Source organism: Bacillus cereus group sp. N14 (assembly GCF_016483555.1).
In the GTDB taxonomy this organism is placed as follows: Bacteria; Bacillota; Bacilli; order Bacillales; family Bacillaceae_G; genus Bacillus_A; species Bacillus_A wiedmannii.
Genome location: NZ_JAEHBQ010000002.1, coordinates 196050 through 213747, shown reverse-complemented (window position 1 = coordinate 213747; position 17698 = coordinate 196050). Strand labels below are relative to the sequence as shown.

Genomic DNA, 17698 nt, shown 5'->3' with positions numbered 1-17698 from the left:
AAGCACAAAAAGAGCAATTCTTTTTGAATTGCTCTTTCTAAAACGTCTATCAATACGGTAAATGAAATTATATTAACGATAATTTAATTATATCAACGATTTTTCGAATATATCGACTTACCGACAAATAACGACAAACTCACACCAAATTATTTCTTATCTTATTACGCTGTTTTCAAAACTTTAATACCTTTTACGATATTCCAAATGAAGTAATAAATCCCTACAAGAATGAACACCGCATATGTGATCATCATTCCAATTCCAGCACCATCAGATTGATTGGAGCTTAAGCCATATATGCCGGATATTGCTAATCCACCAAATAAAATCGCATACGGGAAAATATGTGACCAAAATGCTTTTTTCGCGTGGTATTTCACTTCATCCTCCGCAACGAAGTACAAGATAATTGGCAGTAAAAATGGTGCAAAAAAGATACTAAAGTAACATAGTGAAGATAATATATTATTTCCTTTCATCCGATTCACCTCTAAATAGTTTTTGTTATCTTCATTATGTCAGGAATCGCTTCTAGAAACTATCGCTTTACCTTTCATGAACATGACATATTTGTAAGATTTTCATCAAAAATAATCCCGACTGGACTTCCAGATGGGATTACTTTTTCTATATTCGATTCATAAACCAATATTGCGTAATAGCTAAATACTCTCGTATATTCGATGGAATGACAATTCGCTTCGGTGTTTCGGCCGGAAGACCTTCTAATTGTAAACCTTGTTTTGCTGCTATTTTTTTCGCTCTAAACATATGGAAATCGTTTGTTACGATCATTCCTTTTTTCATATTGTCTGGAATTAACGGTTTTGAGAATTTAATATTCTCATCTGTACTCGTTGACTTATCTTCCATTATTATGCGGTCTTCTGCAATTTTTAGTTTCATTAATCCATTTTTCATTGCTAATGCTTCTGAAATATCTTCCCCTTTGCCTTTCCCTCCAGATACAATCGCAATTGTTTTTTCATGTGATTGTAAATACTCAGCTGCTTTATCAATACGATATTGCAATGAATAAGATGGTTTCGTCCCATTTACTTTCGAGCCTAGTACAATGATATAATCAGCATCGTCAATTGCTTTCATATGCCCATCCTTATAAATGTTATATTGTAAAAATCCCACATAAACGGCGCAAACCATTATAATTGCTATCATATACGTAATTATTTTCTTCTTTTTCATATCCGTATACTCCTATGTTCTTTACTTCTTTCATCATAATATCCGTTTATTCGTTTGTACACAGACAAATTTCAATTCACCCTAATTTATCCTCTGGAAAGTAATATTTATATTCCTTTCGGGAACAGTAAGTACAACTTTGTACGAAGGAGTGTCCTTATTGCTTCTCTTTTTATGTAACGTATCATTCTTTTTCATCTTATTTTTACTTTCACTTAAGATGCTCGGTAAATCTGCTTTGGCACAACTAACTCCTCATGATTTTGGTGCTATTATCTTTTTATCTTATTTAGCTTTTCAGGCCATACCTGTCTCTGGTGCTTTGCAAGCTTTTCTCGGTATGGTCGTTATTACATGTTTGCATTTGCTTCTTACAAAATTAAGCTTACTAAACAAACTAAATCGTTTTATTCTCGGGCACCCTATCATTTTAATTAAACATGGTGATATTATTTTTGAAAACTTACAAAAAAGTAGATATCCAATCGCTGAACTACTGTCTAACCTTCGCGTCGCAGGATATCCAAGTGTTCACGAAATTGAATATGCTATTTTAGAAGCGAACGGAGCCATTAGCATTTTACCAAAGCGTGAACTTGTACCATTAACTCCAAAAGATTTGAACATAGATGTTACGTATGCTGGATTACCAATTGCCCTTATCGTTGATTCGCAAATTCAATACGATAACTTAAAGTTAATTCATAAGGACGAAAAGTGGTTATATAAAGAATTAAAAGAAAAGGGCATCACTAATATTAAAAGCGTTGCTTTCGCGTCTGTTCAAGAAACAGATGGATCTTTTGCGATTAGTTTAAAAGAGTAAAAAATCCCCTTACTTACTCAAGGGGATTTTCTTCATTATATCGCTTCTTTCTCTCCCGCCATATTTAATGGAACAGGATGTTTCATACGATTCATCGTAAATACAATAATCGCTGTCAATACTTCAGCTACTGGCATAACGAGCCAAATTCCATTTATCCCAAATAATTTTGGCATAATCCATAATAATGGAATAATAAATAATAACCCTCGGCTCATTATAATAAGTACTGATTTTGTCGTTTGTCGCACGGATTGGAAGTACTCTCCATACACAATGTTATAGCCTAAAAATACATATTGGATAAAGAACAAGCTAATACCCGTTAATGTTAACTCCAATAACTCTGGAGATTGGACATCAAATAGACCAATAATATATTTCCCGAAGAATAATCCGACAATTATTGCAATACCACCGAGTACTACCGCAATTTTTACAGCGAACTTTAATCCTTCGCGCAATCTCTCTGATAAATTTGCGCCGTAATGGAAACTAGCGATCGGTTGTAATGCTGCTCCAACACCGAAGAATAGTAGTAATGTCATCGCATGAATACTATTCACCATCGCATAAGAAGCGACTCCAACTTCTCCTGCATATTGAACGAATGCAATATTAAAACCAATCGTTACAATCGCTACTGTACTTTCTGCTGTAAAGCTCGGGAAACCGATTATCATAATTTGTTTAACTGTATCCCACTCAAAATGGAATTTCGTCCATTTTAAAATACTACTTTTCCTAAAGAAATGAGATAATAATACAAGGAAACCAATCGCTGCCGAAAGAATAGTCGCTGAAGCAGCACCTGTTACGCCCCATCCAAAGATGAATATAAAGATATAGTCAAACACTATATTTAATACAGCCGTTACAACTAGACCTGCCATTGCTAAATTAGGATTTCCATCATTTCGTATAAATGTACTTAAAATATTTTCTAACACGTATATCATTCCAAACATTAATAATACGTGTAAATAGTCTAACGCATACGGTAAAATCACTTCATTTGCACCGAATAAGTATGCTAAATCTTCTATTCTCCATAAACAAATCGCAGCTAAAACACCTACGATAATTACTGCTACCGTCATGGATTGCGTAAAAATAGACCTTGCTCTTTCTACTTTATTTTCACCTAGTGCAATGGAGTATAACGTTGCCCCGCCCATTCCAATCCATAATGAAATAGAGAAGAAAATTGAAAAGGCTGGAATAGCCACGTTTACTCCCGCTAATCCGTTTGCTCCAACTCCCCGACTAATCATAACCGCATCAATCACAATATTAACTGACATTAATACCATTCCAAGAACAGCTGGTATTAAATATGAAATAAATAAACTTTTTATCGGTTTTTCTCTTAACTTTTCTGTTGTTTCCATCATATAAATGCTCCTTTTTCAATGCTCTGTTCATAGTTTAAACCTTTAAGTTACTTGAAGGTCAATAGAGAATTAAAAAATAGGTAACTGAATTATTGTGTTTGATGCCAATTTGTAATGATACGGGTCCTATATCTTATTGCTTTATTTTTTCATTATAGGAATTTGAATTTCTGTTACTTGTTCCTCTGGATTGTCTGTGACAGACCAATCAATTAATGCAATCTCAATCGCATCTCCACTTACTTCGTACCCTTCTTGATCAATATATTTCATTAACTTCTTATATGTTTCATCCGTTTCTTCATATGGGCCATGGTGATATACACAGGCAAATATGCCTTCTTTAATTTCATCTGAACTATGTATTTGAAAAGGCATGTAATCCAAAAGAATAAAAACACTGCTATATGCTTGAAACTCATTTTGCATTAATCCTTTTTTTGCCACCGTTACACCGATATCTCCAGAAAATAAGCTATCATCCATTTGCTTCATATTTTTTTGCAACGAATGAATATAGTACTCAAACATATCATCCGTCGTATTCGGGGCAACCGCAATTGCTGTAATGTTTCGCTGCGGGATCTCTTTAATTACCATTTGTTCAGCTTTTGCTTTTGTTGCTTCCTTAATTAAATGAATTCTATGTTCCATTTTCGCCAAAGCATACTCAATTTCTCTTTGTTTTTTCAACATCATTTCTTGTTGTTTTTCCAGTAAATTGAGTGCGTATGCTGGATTTCTTTCATCAATATATTTCTTAATTTCCTTTAATGGAATATTTAATTGGCGTAAAAATTTTATCGTATCTAATAGTGAAAATTGATCGATTGTGTAATAGCGATAATTTGTTTGCGGGTCCACAATGGACGGATGAAAAATCCCCTTTTCATCATAATACCGCAAAGTAGATTCCGCTATATTATGCATTTTTGCCATTTCTCCAATTGTAAAACGTTTATTTAGTAACATCTTTTATTTCCTTCCATTTCTATTTATTTCATTATATGTTCATTCTGTCTTCAAAACAAAAAAGAATTCCCATACGAGAATTCTTTTTATTCATTATTAAACCTCTATTATTATAGGAAGAATCATCGGCTTTCTTTTCGTACTAGTATATATATACTTCCCTAAAGCTTCCCTTACCTCTCTTTTTAAAATACCCCAGCTATTCACATTCTCTTTCTTTAAATTATTAATTGTAATAACAGCTAATTTATTTAATTCCTTCAAAAATTCTTCTGAATCACGAACATAGACAAATCCACGAGAAATAATATCAGGACCTGAAATAATTTCTCCATCCACTTTATTAAAAGTAATAACTATTACGAGCATTCCATCTTCTGAAAGTTGTTTACGATCACGCAATAATGCATTTCCAACATCTCCAATTCCTAATCCATCTACATATATATTTCCTGCCTGTATTTTTCTAGACTGAATTGCCACTTCATTACTTATATCTACAACATCTCCATTACGAACGATAAATATATTTTCTTTTTCGACACCAATTGATTCTGCTAACAAACTATGGTGATGTAGCATTCTAAACTCCCCATGAATTGGGATAAAATATTTTGGCTTCATTAACGTGAGCATTAACTTCAACTCTTCTTGATATGCATGACCGGATACATGGACTCCCGTAGAACTACCTGATCCGTAAATCACTTTTGCTCCTAATGCAAATAAATTATCGATAATTCGCGAAACGTTACGTTCATTTCCTGGAATAGGAGTCGCGGCTATAATAACAGTATCTTCTGGTAAAATATTAACTTGTCTATAGTTTCCACTAGCTAAGCGCGCTAAAGCTGCCATTGGTTCTCCTTGACTTCCTGTACAAAGTATTGCGACCTGCATTGGGTCTAAACTGTTTACCTCATTTGCTTCAATTAACATACCTTCTGGAATATGTAAATAGCCTTTCTCTAGAGCAACTTCTACTACATTTACCATACTTCTACCGAGCAAAGCCAGCTTTCGATTTGTTCTTATACAAGCTTCAACTATTTGCTGAACACGATTCACATTAGAAGCAAACGTAGAAATAATCACTTTTCTATTTGCTTTCATAAATATTTCCTCTATCCGTTCTCCTACCGATCTCTCTGATGGAGTAAAACCTGGTCGTTCTGCATTTGTACTTTCAGATAGTAAAGCTAGCACACCTTCACTACCTATTTTAGCCATTTTATGAATATCAGGATATTGATTGTTTACTGGTGTTAAATCAAATTTAAAATCACCTGTATGTACTACAGTACCTTCTGGTGTATGGAAAGCAATACCGAGACAATCTGGAATACTATGATTCGTTTTAAAAAAGGTCGTCTTAATAGAAGCAAAATCAATTTCTGATTCTGAATGAATAACGATTAATTCTGTATCATTTTGAAGATTATGTTCCTTTAATTTAATTTCAATTAAACCTAACGTTAACTTCGTCGCATATATTGGTACGTTTAGTTGTTTTAAAAAATATGGTATTCCGCCAATATGATCCTCATGCCCATGTGTCACTACTAACCCTCGAATTTTTTCTTTATTCTCTTGCAAGTATGTGACGTCTGGAATTATTAAATCAATTCCTAATAAACTTTCATCTGGAAATTTAGATCCGCAATCAATAACGACAATATCATTTTCATATTGAATAGCATACATATTTTTCCCTATTTCATTTACTCCACCTAAAGCAACAATAGACAAGTTGTTTTTTAATGACTTCAAATGATAAGCCTCCCTTTCACAGTTATAATTCGTGAAATTGTATTTAGGCTTTATTATTTGTAATGAAAATGCACTTCATACTACTTCATGAGTATAAAATACACGCGCTACTCTTTAGCTATAAACCCAATAACAAAGTTTCTCTCTAAAAAAGCTCCCATTTTTCCATTGATTTTTAATAAAATTTATTATATATTAATTACAGGTTCAAATTACGAGTTCAAAAGAACTTGTAATCAGACCCTTTGTTTAATGGGTTTTACATATTTTCATTAGGCAAATTCCGAGAAATCGTATGATAAAAATAAAAATGATGAGGAGAGGATCCGATGGATTTCGAATTTTTCTTTCAAATTGCACTTATTTTATTAAGTACAAAGCTTGCTGGTGATCTTAGTGTTAGATTAGGTCAACCTTCTGTACTAGGTAAATTAATTGTCGGTATCGTTATCGGTCCAGCTATATTAGGTTGGATTGAAAATTCAGAGCTTCTAACACAATTAAGTAATGTTGGGGTTATTCTTTTAATGTTTATGGCTGGTCTTGAAACAGACTTAGAGGAATTAAACGCAAATCGTAATTCTTCTTTAGCAGTTGCACTTGGAGGTATCATTCTTCCATTCGTAGGTGGTTACGTTTCTGGTCTTGTTATGGGAATGGAACAAGGAAATGCTGTATTTTTAGGATTACTTCTATGTGCGACAAGTGTTAGTATTTCCGTACAAACGCTTCGTGATTTAGGAAAGATGAAAACACGTGAAAGTACAACTATGCTGGGCGCGGCTGTATTTGATGACATTCTTGTTGTTATTTTATTAGCATTTGCAATGAGCTTCTTAGGTACAGACGATGTTAACTTAACAATGGTTATCTTGAAGAAAGTTGTATTCTTCGCTTCTATTATTTTAATCGGATGGAAAGGTGTTCCTGCGATCATGCGTTGGTTATCACCACTTCGCGTATCTGAGTCTATCGTGAGCGCGGCTCTTATCATCTGTTTCTCATTCGCATACTTCGGTGAATTATTAGGAATTGCTGGTATTATCGGTGCTTTCGCAGCTGGTATCGCTATTTCTCAAACGAACTACAAACATGAAGTAGAAAAGAAAGTAGAACCAATTGCTTACGCTATGTTCGTTCCAGTGTTCTTCGTAAGTATCGGTATGAATATTACATTTGACGGTATTGGTAATCAAATTTGGTTCATCCTAGCATTAACAGTAATCGCTGTATTAACGAAATTAATCGGTTGTGGATTTGGTGCACGTATGACTGGATTTGACGCTAAGTCTTCTGCCATTATCGGTGCTGGAATGGTTTCCCGTGGTGAAGTTGCACTTATCATCGCAGGCACAGGACTTTCTTCAGGTCTATTAGCACAAGATTACTTTACAGCTATCGTTATTGTCGTTATTTTAACTACAATGATTACACCACCAATGTTAAAATACACTTTTGGTGCTAAAGATAAAGCAATGAAAGCAAGTAAATAAGCTTTCTACAATAAAAAGAGATTACTATCTTATAAGATAGTAATCTCTTTTTTCATTTTATCTTTAAACAATTCCATTCTTTTTTAACCAGTTTTCAAAAATAATTCGCGCTTCTTCATCATCAATATCATTACTAAATGAATACACCATAATGCCGTATTCATCTATATATTCACCTAGTTTCATTTCCTCCACTTTTTTATAAAAGTCGTCTGCCTCATAGTGCGGAATATAAGCATCCCAAACTGGCTCATTTATTCTTTTGTACGCCGTCACTTCTAAATCGTATCCATCTTCATAATACCCGATGTGATAATGTTGACTAGGCTCATATTTCTTCATAAAAAAAACCTCCTACTAAACAAAAGCGAGCTGTAATATACAGCTCGCTTCATTCATTAAATGCGTTCCATCGCTGTCTTCAACGTTCCAACAACAAAAGCAATTTCTTCACTTGAAATAACAAGCGGTGGTGCTAATGTTAAGACGTTATTATATCCTGCTGTTGTCATGCCGTTTCGTCCTATAATTAAGCCTTTTTCTTTACAAGCATTTACAACACTTGCAATTTTGTCGTTATCAATCGGTTCTTTCGTCTCTTTATCATTTACTAGTTCGATTCCAACTAGTAAACCTTTCCCTCTAATATTCCCAACAAGTGGATGCTCTCCAATTTCCTCTTTTAATTGCTCTAATAAAAGCGAGCCCATTTGTGCAGATCGCTCAATTAAATTTTCATTTTCCATAATCTCTAAGTTTTTAAGCGCTAATGCACAAGCCGCAGGATTTCCACCAAATGTATTAATATGACGGAAGAATTCATATTCTCCCTTCCCTTTAAATGCTTCATATATTTCTTTTTTCACAGCTGTCGCTGATAACGGTAAATATGCACTCGTAATCCCTTTTGCCATCGTAATAATATCTGGCTGAACGTCATAATTCATAAATCCAAATGCTTTTCCTGTACGTCCGAAACCGCAAATCACTTCATCGCTAATGAGAAGTGCACCGTGTTTTTGACACGTTTCATGAATAGCTTTCATATAGTCTTGTGGCGGCATTAAAATGCCTCCGCCCGTAATAATTGGTTCCATAATAAAAGCTGCAATCGTTTCACTTAATTCCCATGTCATAACGCGATCTACTTCTTTTACACATTCTACATCATAAATGTTCTCTCTTTCTATTCCAGGCATACGATAACAATCTGGCGGCGTTACATGTAAAAATCCTGAAGCAAATGGCTCATATTGATATCTACGCTGTGCTTGTCCCGTCGCTGCCATCGTTGCCATTGTATTTCCATGATACCCGCGGTAACGCGACATAAATTTATAACGATGCGGTTCACCTTTTTGAGCATAGTATTGCCTTGCTATTTTAAAAGCCGTTTCGTTCGCTTCCGAACCACTATTAGAGAAGAAAATAACATACTCTCCTCCAAGCCACTCATTTAATTTTTCAGCAAGCTTTATAGCCGGTTCATGCGATTGTGACATCGGAAAGTATGATAATGTTTGTAATTGCTTATAAGCCGCCTCTGCGAGCTCTTTTCTGCCATATCCACTATTCACACACCAAAGACCACTCATACCATCTAAATATCGTTTTCCTTGTATATCTTCAACCCAGCACCCTTCTGCTTTTGCCCCTACCATTGTACTATTTGGACTAAAGGGACGCATTCCGTGCCAAACATATTGCTCATCTTTTGCTAATAATTCATCAGTCTGTTTCGTTTTCATCATTTCTTCCACCTTCCATAACAACTTATTTTTCACAAAAGCTGCGCTGGTGCCATGATGATTTAATTTTCTCCCTGCTTATTTTCATTCCACAAAATTAAGACAAAATCCTACTTACAATACAGTAATATTTACAAGAAAAAAAGAGCTTTTCTTATATATCGAAAAGCCCTTCTCTTTTTAATGTGACGACGCATCACTAACACCATGACCTGTATTAGATTTTACAAGAATCTCATCAAATTTCGCAGCATCTTCTTTCTTACTAGATAACACGGTTCCTAAATATGCTGCAAGGAATCCAAGCGGAATTGAAATAATTCCAGGTGTCGTATATGGGAAAATCGCTTCCCCAACAAATATAGCTTTTCCAGCTACAGGGTTCCAAACATTTGGACTTAATGCTACGAGAACAATTGCTGATACAAGACCAACGACCATACCCGAAATAGCACCTGTTGTATTGAAGCGCTTCCAATATATTGTGAATAATATAACTGGTAGATTTGCACTCGCTGCAACTGCAAATGCTAATGAAACTAAAAATGCTACGTTCAATGTTTGAGCAAATAACGCTAGTATAATGGATAATACCGCTACCCCAATAGACGCATAGCGAGCCATTGACACTTGCTCTTTTTCCGTTGATTTCCCCTTGCGAATAATTTCATTATAAAAATCATGTGCAAATGCTGATGCTGCTGTTAATACAAGGCCTGCCACTACAGCTAAAATAGTTGCAAAGGCAATTGCTGAAACGAAAGCAAATAAGAAATCTCCACCTAACGCTTTAGCTAATAAAGGTGCTGCCATATTACCAGCAGGGTTTGCTTTCATAATTGCCTCATTCCCTACAAATGCTGCTGCCCCAAATCCTAAGAAGATTGTCATAATATAAAATGCGCCAATTAACCACGTTGCGTACACAACAGATTGCCGTGCCGTTTTTGCATCACGTACTGTAAAAAAGCGAACAAGAATATGGGGTAATCCGGCAGTACCAAGAACTAGTCCTAAATTTAAAGACAGTGTATCAAGACCATCCTTATACTTTACTCCTGGATTTAAAAACGAATCTTTTAACGGAGTAGCAGTTTTCATTTGCGCGAACATTTCAGTCACACTAAAATTAAATTTTGAGAAAACGATAACAGAAATAATAAATGTACCAGCCATAAGTAGTACAGCCTTAACAATTTGTACCCAACTCGTCGCAGTCATTCCGCCAAAAATAACGTACACTGTCATTAATGTACCAACGATTAAAACTGATGTCGTGTATTCGATCCCTAATAATAATTTAATAAGTGCACCAGCCCCAACTAATTGTGCAATCATATAAAAAATTGAAATCGTCATCGTATTAAGCGCTGCAACGCCGCGAACTTTTTTCGCATCAAAACGTGCCGCAATCATATCCGCTAACGTGTACTTCCCTAAATTTCTAAGCGGTTCTGCAACAAGGTATAGGACAACTAAATAAGCAACTAAAAAGCCGATACTATAAAAGAATCCATCAAATCCAGTTAATGCGATTGCTCCGGCTATACCAAGAAATGACGCAGCAGACATGTAATCTCCCGCAATGGCCAGACCATTTTGCCAACCAGTTAATCCTCCTCCAGCTGTATAAAACTCACTCGCATTTTTCGTTTTCTTCGACGCAAAATAAGTTATGACGAGTGTACCAAGAACGATGATTAAAAATAATGCAAAAGCGGTTATATTCAAAGTCAGCCCCTCCCTTTTTGCATATCTTGTAGAATTTTTTGCGAGATTTCATCAAAGGATTCTGCTTTTTTGCTATAAATCATACATAATGACCACGTCATTATAAATTGCGCAAATGCAAACACCCATGCCCACGTAACATCCCCAAATGCTGGTGTATTGAGCACCTTTGAATACGATGTTAAAATAGGTAATGCAATAAAGAAGCTTAAAAAGAAAATACTCATCGGAACGATAAACTTCTTTTTCGTATTTAATAGCAATTGAAATTCTTCTGACTGAACAACCTCTGTATAATTCACTTCATTTTGTAACTTACGTGCTGACGTATCATCTCTTTTCATTCCCATTCCCCTCTCTTACTGAAAATACAATTCCCCCTTGCATACCTAAAGGCTAAATTTTATAAATATTCAGAAACTTATTTCCATTTTAGACAATCCATACATTCCTGCAAAGATTTTTCGATAGACATTTTTCGGCAATTTCTCCTAAGTTTTTAATATACTTTTTCAACATAAAATTTACGTACTTCAATCTCATACCAGTCAAGATTTGATACCCATTAAAACAGAATAAAAAAGTAGTGCTTATCGCACTACTTCTGTCTTTTTCTCTTTCTCTAAATTACGAGCTGTTTCGCTTAATTCAACGTCCTTTCCATCTTTAAGCGTTCCAAATATGAAATCGAATACGGGATTTGAAACACCAAACCAAAACTTTTCATTTTTATAATGGTGTAATATGTGCTGTTTTTTGAGCCATCGCCCAAACTTAGTGAACGGACGAATTGGCTTATGTGCAATATAATGTTTCCATTCATAAACGAGAAGCATAATAATCATTCCAATTCCGAATGAAAGTGTAATAGTAACACTTTTTGTTATAGCGTATGATATAAGTAAATATATAGTAAAACTAGGTATACTAAACCATACAGGCAAAAATAATAGTTTTAAATCATCTGGATATACGTGATGATCATAATGTAATCTCCTTAACATTTTTAATAAAAATACGTTTTTAGGTGGCTTTAAGTGAAATAAAAACCGATGTGTCATATATTCGTTAAGCGTATAAAAAACAATCCCAAACAAACACGCTAACATACCGATCCATGTGAAAAATTGCATTTTTAAAATAATGATAAAAACAAATAAAATACTATACATAATAACGATATCATGTTGTAAAAAGAACTCTTTCCCCACTCTCTTCATCTTCCTTCCCCCTTTTCCAAAAAAACAGCCGCAACATATCGTTACGACTATTTCTTTTATTTTCTATTCTTATTCTATTCACTTTACAAATTTGCCTGTTGCTCTATTGTCGAGAAAAAATTGTTCGATCCAAATATATTTTGCTTTGGAATAATATGTTCCACCGCAAACACTGTTACTTCTCCTCTTTGTACCTCTCCAATAATAAGCCCAAATATTTCATGATTTACCGCAAACGTCGGTTGCTTTGTTTGTAGTAATCTTGCTGCAGTATGAAATACCGCTTCATATAGTGGATTCCTATCATTAATTTCTTTTCGGATTTTTGGTGCTAACGTAATAATAATTTCTTTTCCGTCAATAGTGGTTCGATACATAAAAATCTCCCCTTCAATCTTATGTGAACAACTGTAAAGCTTTGTATGCAAAATGGATAGAATATCCTACTAAAATAATACCTGCTCCGGCTGTTATATAGCCAAGTGCTTTTTGCTTTAATAAAGTTCTGCCAAAATGGACAGAAAAAGCAATATTTAAATTCCATAAAATAATGCCAACGATAATACAAAGACTGTACAAAAAGGCTTCTTGTTTCGTTACCTTCGTAAGCAATGAGCTAAGTGTACTTCCGTATATACCAAACCAAAAAACAAGATTTAATGGATTGGATATCGCAATTAAAAAACCTGCCATAAACGATTGTTTAAGGCCACCTACCTCTTCCTTTTTATATTCCATATTCGATTGGGAAATTCCTTGTTTTACACTTTGAAATCCTAAATAAAATAATAAGAAAAACCCTGTACAATACATAAAAGCTTGTACATATGTATACATAAACACAGAAGATAAACCGAAATAAATGAGAAGCATAAACAAAATATCTGCAGTCATTCCACCAATTCCAACAACCCATGCATGCCAAAAACCTCGTTCAATTCCTCGTTTTAACATTTCAATATTAATCGGACCTACTGGCGCAGCTAATGAAATACCTAATACAATTTGTTGTATAATCGCTCCAAACATCGCTCTATCCTTTCTACTTCCTTTACTATTAAGTAATGATGTAATGATTAAAAATAGACTAGCTTTCATCAAAATATTTACTACTAAAATACCCTTTTTTATCCAAAATATGCAAAAGAGCCATCTGGATGATGGCTCTTACTTTTCTAACTTATGAAGAAAAGGACATTTTCCTTTTATCGGCTCTACATCGTCTCCTATGAAGTATTGTTTCCATTCGCGATGATCTGGATCACCATAATGACTAATGTTAGGGTGTTTCGGCAGCTGATCCCACTTTTCAACTCGATCTCGGACCGTTTGTCTTGAATATGCTCCTTTAGGGCGATCCCCTTCTAATCCATCAAAGATGGTACGCGGTTGAAATCCAATAACGAGAGAATTTCCTAAATGCCTAGTTTTTCGTTGTTTATAAGCTGGCGCATTTCCAAATGCGAATATCGGTTCACCACCAAATGAAAATTCCCATAAGTAATGGTCTGGGTCTTCAGGAATTTGCTTCGGCCATGTTTGGTCATCGTTTTCATGTAAATATTGTAGTACTTTCCAAAAGTAATCACGATAATATTCCAGTGATTGTTCCTCACATTCCGGTTCCACAAAAAGAAAGAATCCTCTTCTTACAATTGGGCGCTCTTTCATTAACTCTAAAAAAGATAACATTGTATGTGGCAAATGACTCCAATCATTATGAGAGAGAAACGAATAACGAAGTTCATTCTTTTTCAAAGCTGTTAAGCCGAAATAACATGGGAAAGTTGGTTCTAGCACGACACTCGAAAAATTTTGAAATTCTTTTGCAACCCAATTTGGTATGTCAGTTCTCGTTCTCATTCCTTCATTATCTAATAAATAAGACTCATTCATTCTTTCTTTCACCTCATTATGTATAGCATTCAATTAAGAATATTACATACTCGGCCTGTCCTATACCTATTTAAAAATTCGGCTGAAAAATTATTTAAAAATACAAAAAAATAAAATCGCTTACTTGACTAATTTCTACCAATTCGTGTATATTTAAATTAATCATTTAGCAGAATATTCAATATTATAGCATTTTTAGTTTATATTATCTTTCAAATGAATTTCACTAAATGAAAAAAGCAAATGTTTTTAGGAGGAATTGTAACATGCAAGGAAAAGTAAAATGGTTTAACAACGAAAAAGGTTTTGGATTTATCGAAATGGAAGGCGCTGACGATGTATTCGTACATTTCTCTGCTATTCAAGGTGACGGCTACAAAGCTTTAGAAGAAGGTCAAGAAGTATCTTTCGATATCACTGAAGGAAACCGCGGACCTCAAGCTGCTAACGTAGTAAAACTTTAATCCAACATATAACAGGAGGTTACCTTACTTGGTAACCTCCTTTGTTATTCCTTTGTATATTTCCGTTTTACAGAGCAAAAACTATGTGAAATGCGCAATATACAAAGGAGGAAGTAATAATGGGATCAGAAGTAAATGATTTTGAAGAAGTGAAATTCCGTGTAGAAACAGCACAAAAAATGGTAGGGTCAGCGACAATTTCAATGGATCCAGATACATTAGAGCATGCGACTACTGCTGTAGAAGCCGCTCGCTCTCAGCTTGAAATTATGAAATCTGTTGCGACAGATTTAGATGAACCATTTTTAATGAATGAGGAAAAGAAATTAAGTAAATGCGAGCATCAATTAAATGAAGCAAGACACTAAAAAACATCCAGAGAATTTTCTCTGGATGTTTTTCATGATAACTGTTCCCCATACTTTTTCAATGTTTCTCCAACTGTACATTGTCGTATACAAAATGAATGAGCGGAATACTTACTATTTGTCTTTCGATTATGTTCTCGCAAGAAACATCCTTCACAATACGTTTCTAATAAGTCATTTACCTCTGTAATGAGTTGCTTTTTATCCACCTTTGCACCTCTCTATTCGGTTATTTCTTTATGACTATCAATGACTGTTCCTTCTAATGCTTGCGTAGCTAATTGATGCGCTTCTTTATTTTGTTTTCTAGATATCGGCTCACATACAAGTTTTAATTTCATTTGCTTCGCTTTTTGTTCAATTTGATCTAAGTAATGATTTAAATGCTCATCATAACAAGGCCATTCTCCAGCCAATTGCTGCAGTACAACTTGAGAATCGCCGCGAAGTGTAACTGCTTCATACTTAATTCCAAATTCCTCGAGTATATTCATGCCATATAGTAATGATGCATATTCCGCTTCATTATTATCATATATACCTTCTATATATGCATTACGGCGAATTCGGTATTTTGTATTTCCTTTTTTATAGTATACACATATACCTACTCCAGCTTCTTTCGTCTGTACATCATAACCGCCATCAAAATAAACGAGTATTTCTTGGAGCTCTTCCTCCACTTGTTTACTCAGCTTTTTCATTTCCTTTAATGACCATTCTGCATCCATTTCATCATAAAATGATAGTTCTTTCACTCTTCCTGTTTTCTCGAAATCCTCTGCAAATTGCAATACATCTTCTATGTTCATATAATCTGTCGTTAATTCCGTCTGCAATCCGCTCTTTGTTTTATACAACCAATGAATTTTATATTTCATACTAGATTCCCCTTATATAAGACTTCTTATATGTAGTCAGCTAATGAAAGCCTCACTTTATTTTATTATATTGTATCAAGAGTCACAGCATTATATTCAATATGATTACATACAAAAAGAGCTATCCCTATAGGAATAGCTCTTTCATCTATTGCATAAATCTTTCAAATTGTACTCGTTTATTAATCCAGTACATTACAGGCATACCAATTGCCATGACAACAAATTCACCGATGGCACATGTTAACCAAGTCAACATAAATGGTAAATCAAATGCAAGATGAAGCTCAATTGCAATCATAAACATTGTAATTGTAAAAATAACTGTATTAAAAATCATACGAGCCCAAACACCTTTAATAAATCGCATAGAAATAATCGTTGCAACTAATGCAAGTATAGATTGCCCTACTCCAAATACTAAATCGTAAGCGATCATAGGTGAGAAAAAGAGATTTGTTAAAAATACACCTAATACAATTCCGTAAATTGCTTTTTTATTAAATACAACAAGATGATTAAACATCTCTGAAATACGAAACTGTACACTCGTAAAGCCAAATGGCTGAATAAGCATAGAAACAGCAATATATAATGCCGCTAAAATACCATTACCGACTAATGTTCTTATATTCATGACAAAATCTCCTTAGTTTTTTTACGTGGGATGGTTTCGAACCACGTTATTCGTTTTTTAAGCAACAAGAATATATTCTACGCAATACACACTCTCTCGTCAATAGATTCCTATCATTAACTACCTTTTTTCTTTTAGACAACGTATAATAAAACATATGAAAGTTTTAGGAGGTTTCACTTCATGACAGCAACAATTCAAAATGAAAAAGTGGTCGTTTCCATTTCTGACAAAGGTGCAGAATTACAAAGCGTTCGCTTAAAAGAAGATAACACTGAATACTTATGGCAAGGCGATTCTTCTTATTGGGGGCGCCGCGCACCAATTTTATTCCCAATTGTCGGCCGATTAGTAGATAATACATACTACGTAGATGGTAAACCATATTCTTTAACACAACACGGCTTTGCTCGTGATCTTACATTCTCTGTACAAGAACAAAGTGAAACGAAAATCACTTATATTGTAACTAGTAATGAAGAAACATTAAAAAAATACCCATACGAATTCGAATTACTCGTTTCTTATGAGCTAGACGGACAAATCGTTCATGTAACATATGAAGTAAATAACCCTACTTCAAAAGAGATGTTCTTCTCAATCGGAGCACATCCTGGTTTCAACTTCCCCTTATTAGAGGGCGAATCATTTACAGATTATCATTTATCATTTAATGGTTCTGAACGCTTAGAAACAAGCGTATTAGAAGGACCTTACCTTTCAAGTAAAAAACAATTAATCGCTGAAAATACGAATGAATTACCACTTACATACGATTTATTCAAAAATGATGCGCTTATTTTTGAAAATATGAATACGGATGAAATCTCTATTCGTTCTCATAAACATAATAAATTTGTAAAAGTAGAATTTGATGGCTTCCCATTTGTTGGCGTATGGACACCAGGCGAAAACGCACCTTTCTTATGTATTGAACCTTGGTACGGTATTGCTGATGAAGTAAATCCGGCAAAAGATTTCAAGGAAAAAAAAGGAATTCAATCTTTACAAGCGAATGAAACATTTACATGTCGTTATAGTATTACAATCGGCTAAAGTACTCTATCCCCTACTTCAAAGAAACATATA

General features: G+C 34.4%; 21 protein-coding genes and 1 riboswitch. Of the genes, 5 read left to right on the top strand and 16 right to left on the bottom strand.

Annotation, left to right across the window (positions count from 1 at the left end):
• Window positions 1-164: 164 nt before the first annotated feature.
• Both JDS82_RS04480 and JDS82_RS04475 read right to left on the bottom strand, forming a co-directional pair.
• Window positions 165-482 carry a magnetosome magnetite crystal formation protein family gene (locus tag JDS82_RS04480; protein ID WP_199712760.1) on the bottom strand — a complete coding sequence of 106 codons (318 nt, stop codon included), beginning with the start codon at window positions 480-482 and terminating at the stop codon, window positions 165-167.
• 148 nt (window positions 483-630) lie between these two features.
• The gene (locus JDS82_RS04475; protein WP_306339637.1) at window positions 631-1182 is read right to left on the bottom strand and encodes a YdcF family protein; all 552 of its coding nucleotides are present in this window, start codon (window positions 1180-1182) and stop codon (window positions 631-633) included.
• Window positions 1183-1369: 187 nt separating this feature from the next.
• Between JDS82_RS04475 and JDS82_RS04470 the strand changes: the two genes are divergently transcribed.
• Window positions 1370-2035, top strand: coding sequence for a DUF421 domain-containing protein (locus JDS82_RS04470; protein WP_000923941.1), 666 nt, complete (start codon window positions 1370-1372; stop codon window positions 2033-2035).
• Window positions 2036-2070: 35 nt separating this feature from the next.
• Here the strand turns inward: JDS82_RS04470 and JDS82_RS04465 are convergent, their stop codons facing one another.
• The 3 genes from JDS82_RS04465 to JDS82_RS04455 all read right to left on the bottom strand — a co-directional run bounded on the left by JDS82_RS04465 (window position 2071) and on the right by JDS82_RS04455 (window position 6171).
• Window positions 2071-3426: an MATE family efflux transporter gene (locus JDS82_RS04465; protein WP_048566923.1), complete on the bottom strand. Its 1356-nt coding sequence runs from the start codon at window positions 3424-3426 to the stop codon at window positions 2071-2073.
• 144 nt (window positions 3427-3570) lie between these two features.
• Window positions 3571-4401, bottom strand: a complete 831-nt coding sequence (locus JDS82_RS04460) for a MerR family transcriptional regulator (protein WP_199712759.1) — start codon at window positions 4399-4401, stop codon at window positions 3571-3573.
• Between the two features lie 96 nt (window positions 4402-4497).
• Window positions 4498-6171, bottom strand: coding sequence for a ribonuclease J (locus JDS82_RS04455; protein ID WP_098057654.1), 1674 nt, complete (start codon window positions 6169-6171; stop codon window positions 4498-4500).
• A gap of 329 nt (window positions 6172-6500) precedes the next feature.
• On the opposite strand from JDS82_RS04455, the gene JDS82_RS04450 reads away from it, so the two are divergent.
• On the top strand, window positions 6501-7664 hold the full coding sequence (locus JDS82_RS04450; RefSeq protein ID WP_048543422.1) for a cation:proton antiporter: 1164 nt from the start codon (window positions 6501-6503) through the stop codon (window positions 7662-7664).
• A 63-nt stretch (window positions 7665-7727) separates the two neighbouring features.
• On the opposite strand, the gene JDS82_RS04445 is transcribed toward JDS82_RS04450, so the two are convergent.
• The 8 genes from JDS82_RS04445 to JDS82_RS04410 form a co-directional block, all read right to left on the bottom strand.
• The gene (locus tag JDS82_RS04445; protein ID WP_064470769.1) at window positions 7728-8006 is read right to left on the bottom strand and encodes a DUF3986 family protein; all 279 of its coding nucleotides are present in this window, start codon (window positions 8004-8006) and stop codon (window positions 7728-7730) included.
• Between the two features lie 56 nt (window positions 8007-8062).
• Window positions 8063-9412, bottom strand: a complete 1350-nt coding sequence (locus JDS82_RS04440) for an aspartate aminotransferase family protein (RefSeq protein ID WP_075308845.1) — start codon at window positions 9410-9412, stop codon at window positions 8063-8065.
• A 180-nt stretch (window positions 9413-9592) separates the two neighbouring features.
• Window positions 9593-11143, bottom strand: a complete 1551-nt coding sequence (locus JDS82_RS04435) for a solute symporter family protein (protein ID WP_001027730.1) — start codon at window positions 11141-11143, stop codon at window positions 9593-9595.
• Window positions 11144-11145: 2 nt separating this feature from the next.
• A complete protein-coding gene (locus tag JDS82_RS04430; protein WP_000817375.1) occupies window positions 11146-11487 on the bottom strand; it encodes a DUF485 domain-containing protein in 342 nt (113 codons plus the stop codon).
• A 246-nt stretch (window positions 11488-11733) separates the two neighbouring features.
• Window positions 11734-12363, bottom strand: a complete 630-nt coding sequence (locus tag JDS82_RS04425; protein ID WP_048561294.1) for a sterol desaturase family protein — start codon at window positions 12361-12363, stop codon at window positions 11734-11736.
• Between the two features lie 83 nt (window positions 12364-12446).
• On the bottom strand, window positions 12447-12740 hold the full coding sequence (locus JDS82_RS04420; RefSeq protein WP_048561295.1) for a hypothetical protein: 294 nt from the start codon (window positions 12738-12740) through the stop codon (window positions 12447-12449).
• 19 nt (window positions 12741-12759) lie between these two features.
• Window positions 12760-13392, bottom strand: a complete 633-nt coding sequence (locus JDS82_RS04415) for a LysE family transporter (RefSeq protein WP_042515516.1) — start codon at window positions 13390-13392, stop codon at window positions 12760-12762.
• A 138-nt stretch (window positions 13393-13530) separates the two neighbouring features.
• The gene (locus JDS82_RS04410; protein ID WP_001005942.1) at window positions 13531-14259 is read right to left on the bottom strand and encodes a YqcI/YcgG family protein; all 729 of its coding nucleotides are present in this window, start codon (window positions 14257-14259) and stop codon (window positions 13531-13533) included.
• Window positions 14260-14525: 266 nt separating this feature from the next.
• Between JDS82_RS04410 and cspB the strand changes: the two genes are divergently transcribed.
• A complete protein-coding gene (gene cspB / locus JDS82_RS04405) occupies window positions 14526-14723 on the top strand; it encodes a cold shock-like protein CspB (RefSeq protein WP_001161731.1) in 198 nt (65 codons plus the stop codon).
• A gap of 119 nt (window positions 14724-14842) precedes the next feature.
• Complete coding sequence (locus tag JDS82_RS04400; protein ID WP_000534395.1) at window positions 14843-15091, top strand: DUF2564 family protein; 249 nt, start codon at window positions 14843-14845, stop codon at window positions 15089-15091.
• Between the two features lie 32 nt (window positions 15092-15123).
• Here the strand turns inward: JDS82_RS04400 and JDS82_RS04395 are convergent, their stop codons facing one another.
• The 3 genes from JDS82_RS04395 to JDS82_RS04385 form a co-directional block, all read right to left on the bottom strand.
• Window positions 15124-15300: a zinc-finger domain-containing protein gene (locus JDS82_RS04395; RefSeq protein ID WP_199712758.1), complete on the bottom strand. Its 177-nt coding sequence runs from the start codon at window positions 15298-15300 to the stop codon at window positions 15124-15126.
• A 12-nt stretch (window positions 15301-15312) separates the two neighbouring features.
• On the bottom strand, window positions 15313-15972 hold the full coding sequence (locus JDS82_RS04390; protein ID WP_048566807.1) for a ribonuclease H family protein: 660 nt from the start codon (window positions 15970-15972) through the stop codon (window positions 15313-15315).
• Between the two features lie 148 nt (window positions 15973-16120).
• Entirely contained in the window at window positions 16121-16609 is a 489-nt protein-coding gene (locus tag JDS82_RS04385) for a QueT transporter family protein (RefSeq protein WP_001026482.1), read from the bottom strand.
• A 6-nt stretch (window positions 16610-16615) separates the two neighbouring features.
• A riboswitch (PreQ1 riboswitch) is annotated at window positions 16616-16660 on the bottom strand.
• Window positions 16661-16792: 132 nt separating this feature from the next.
• Between JDS82_RS04385 and JDS82_RS04380 the strand changes: the two genes are divergently transcribed.
• Window positions 16793-17665, top strand: a complete 873-nt coding sequence (locus JDS82_RS04380; RefSeq protein WP_000127433.1) for an aldose 1-epimerase family protein — start codon at window positions 16793-16795, stop codon at window positions 17663-17665.
• Window positions 17666-17698 lie beyond the last annotated feature (33 nt).

Coding starts and splice junctions, on each gene's coding strand:
- JDS82_RS04480 (WP_199712760.1), bottom strand. CDS start 482: ATGAAAGGAAATAATATATTATCTTCACTATGTTACTTTAGTATCTTT.
- JDS82_RS04475 (WP_306339637.1), bottom strand. CDS start 1,182: ATGATAGCAATTATAATGGTTTGCGCCGTTTATGTGGGATTTTTACAA.
- JDS82_RS04465 (WP_048566923.1), bottom strand. CDS start 3,426: ATGGAAACAACAGAAAAGTTAAGAGAAAAACCGATAAAAAGTTTATTT.
- JDS82_RS04460 (WP_199712759.1), bottom strand. CDS start 4,401: ATGTTACTAAATAAACGTTTTACAATTGGAGAAATGGCAAAAATGCAT.
- JDS82_RS04450 (WP_048543422.1), top strand. CDS start 6,501: ATGGATTTCGAATTTTTCTTTCAAATTGCACTTATTTTATTAAGTACA.
- JDS82_RS04445 (WP_064470769.1), bottom strand. CDS start 8,006: ATGAAGAAATATGAGCCTAGTCAACATTATCACATCGGGTATTATGAA.
- JDS82_RS04440 (WP_075308845.1), bottom strand. CDS start 9,412: ATGAAAACGAAACAGACTGATGAATTATTAGCAAAAGATGAGCAATAT.
- JDS82_RS04430 (WP_000817375.1), bottom strand. CDS start 11,487: ATGAAAAGAGATGATACGTCAGCACGTAAGTTACAAAATGAAGTGAAT.
- JDS82_RS04425 (WP_048561294.1), bottom strand. CDS start 12,363: ATGAAGAGAGTGGGGAAAGAGTTCTTTTTACAACATGATATCGTTATT.
- JDS82_RS04420 (WP_048561295.1), bottom strand. CDS start 12,740: ATGTATCGAACCACTATTGACGGAAAAGAAATTATTATTACGTTAGCA.
- JDS82_RS04415 (WP_042515516.1), bottom strand. CDS start 13,392: ATGTTTGGAGCGATTATACAACAAATTGTATTAGGTATTTCATTAGCT.
- JDS82_RS04410 (WP_001005942.1), bottom strand. CDS start 14,259: ATGAATGAGTCTTATTTATTAGATAATGAAGGAATGAGAACGAGAACT.
- cspB (WP_001161731.1), top strand. CDS start 14,526: ATGCAAGGAAAAGTAAAATGGTTTAACAACGAAAAAGGTTTTGGATTT.
- JDS82_RS04400 (WP_000534395.1), top strand. CDS start 14,843: ATGGGATCAGAAGTAAATGATTTTGAAGAAGTGAAATTCCGTGTAGAA.
- JDS82_RS04390 (WP_048566807.1), bottom strand. CDS start 15,972: ATGAAATATAAAATTCATTGGTTGTATAAAACAAAGAGCGGATTGCAG.
- JDS82_RS04385 (WP_001026482.1), bottom strand. CDS start 16,609: ATGAATATAAGAACATTAGTCGGTAATGGTATTTTAGCGGCATTATAT.
- JDS82_RS04380 (WP_000127433.1), top strand. CDS start 16,793: ATGACAGCAACAATTCAAAATGAAAAAGTGGTCGTTTCCATTTCTGAC.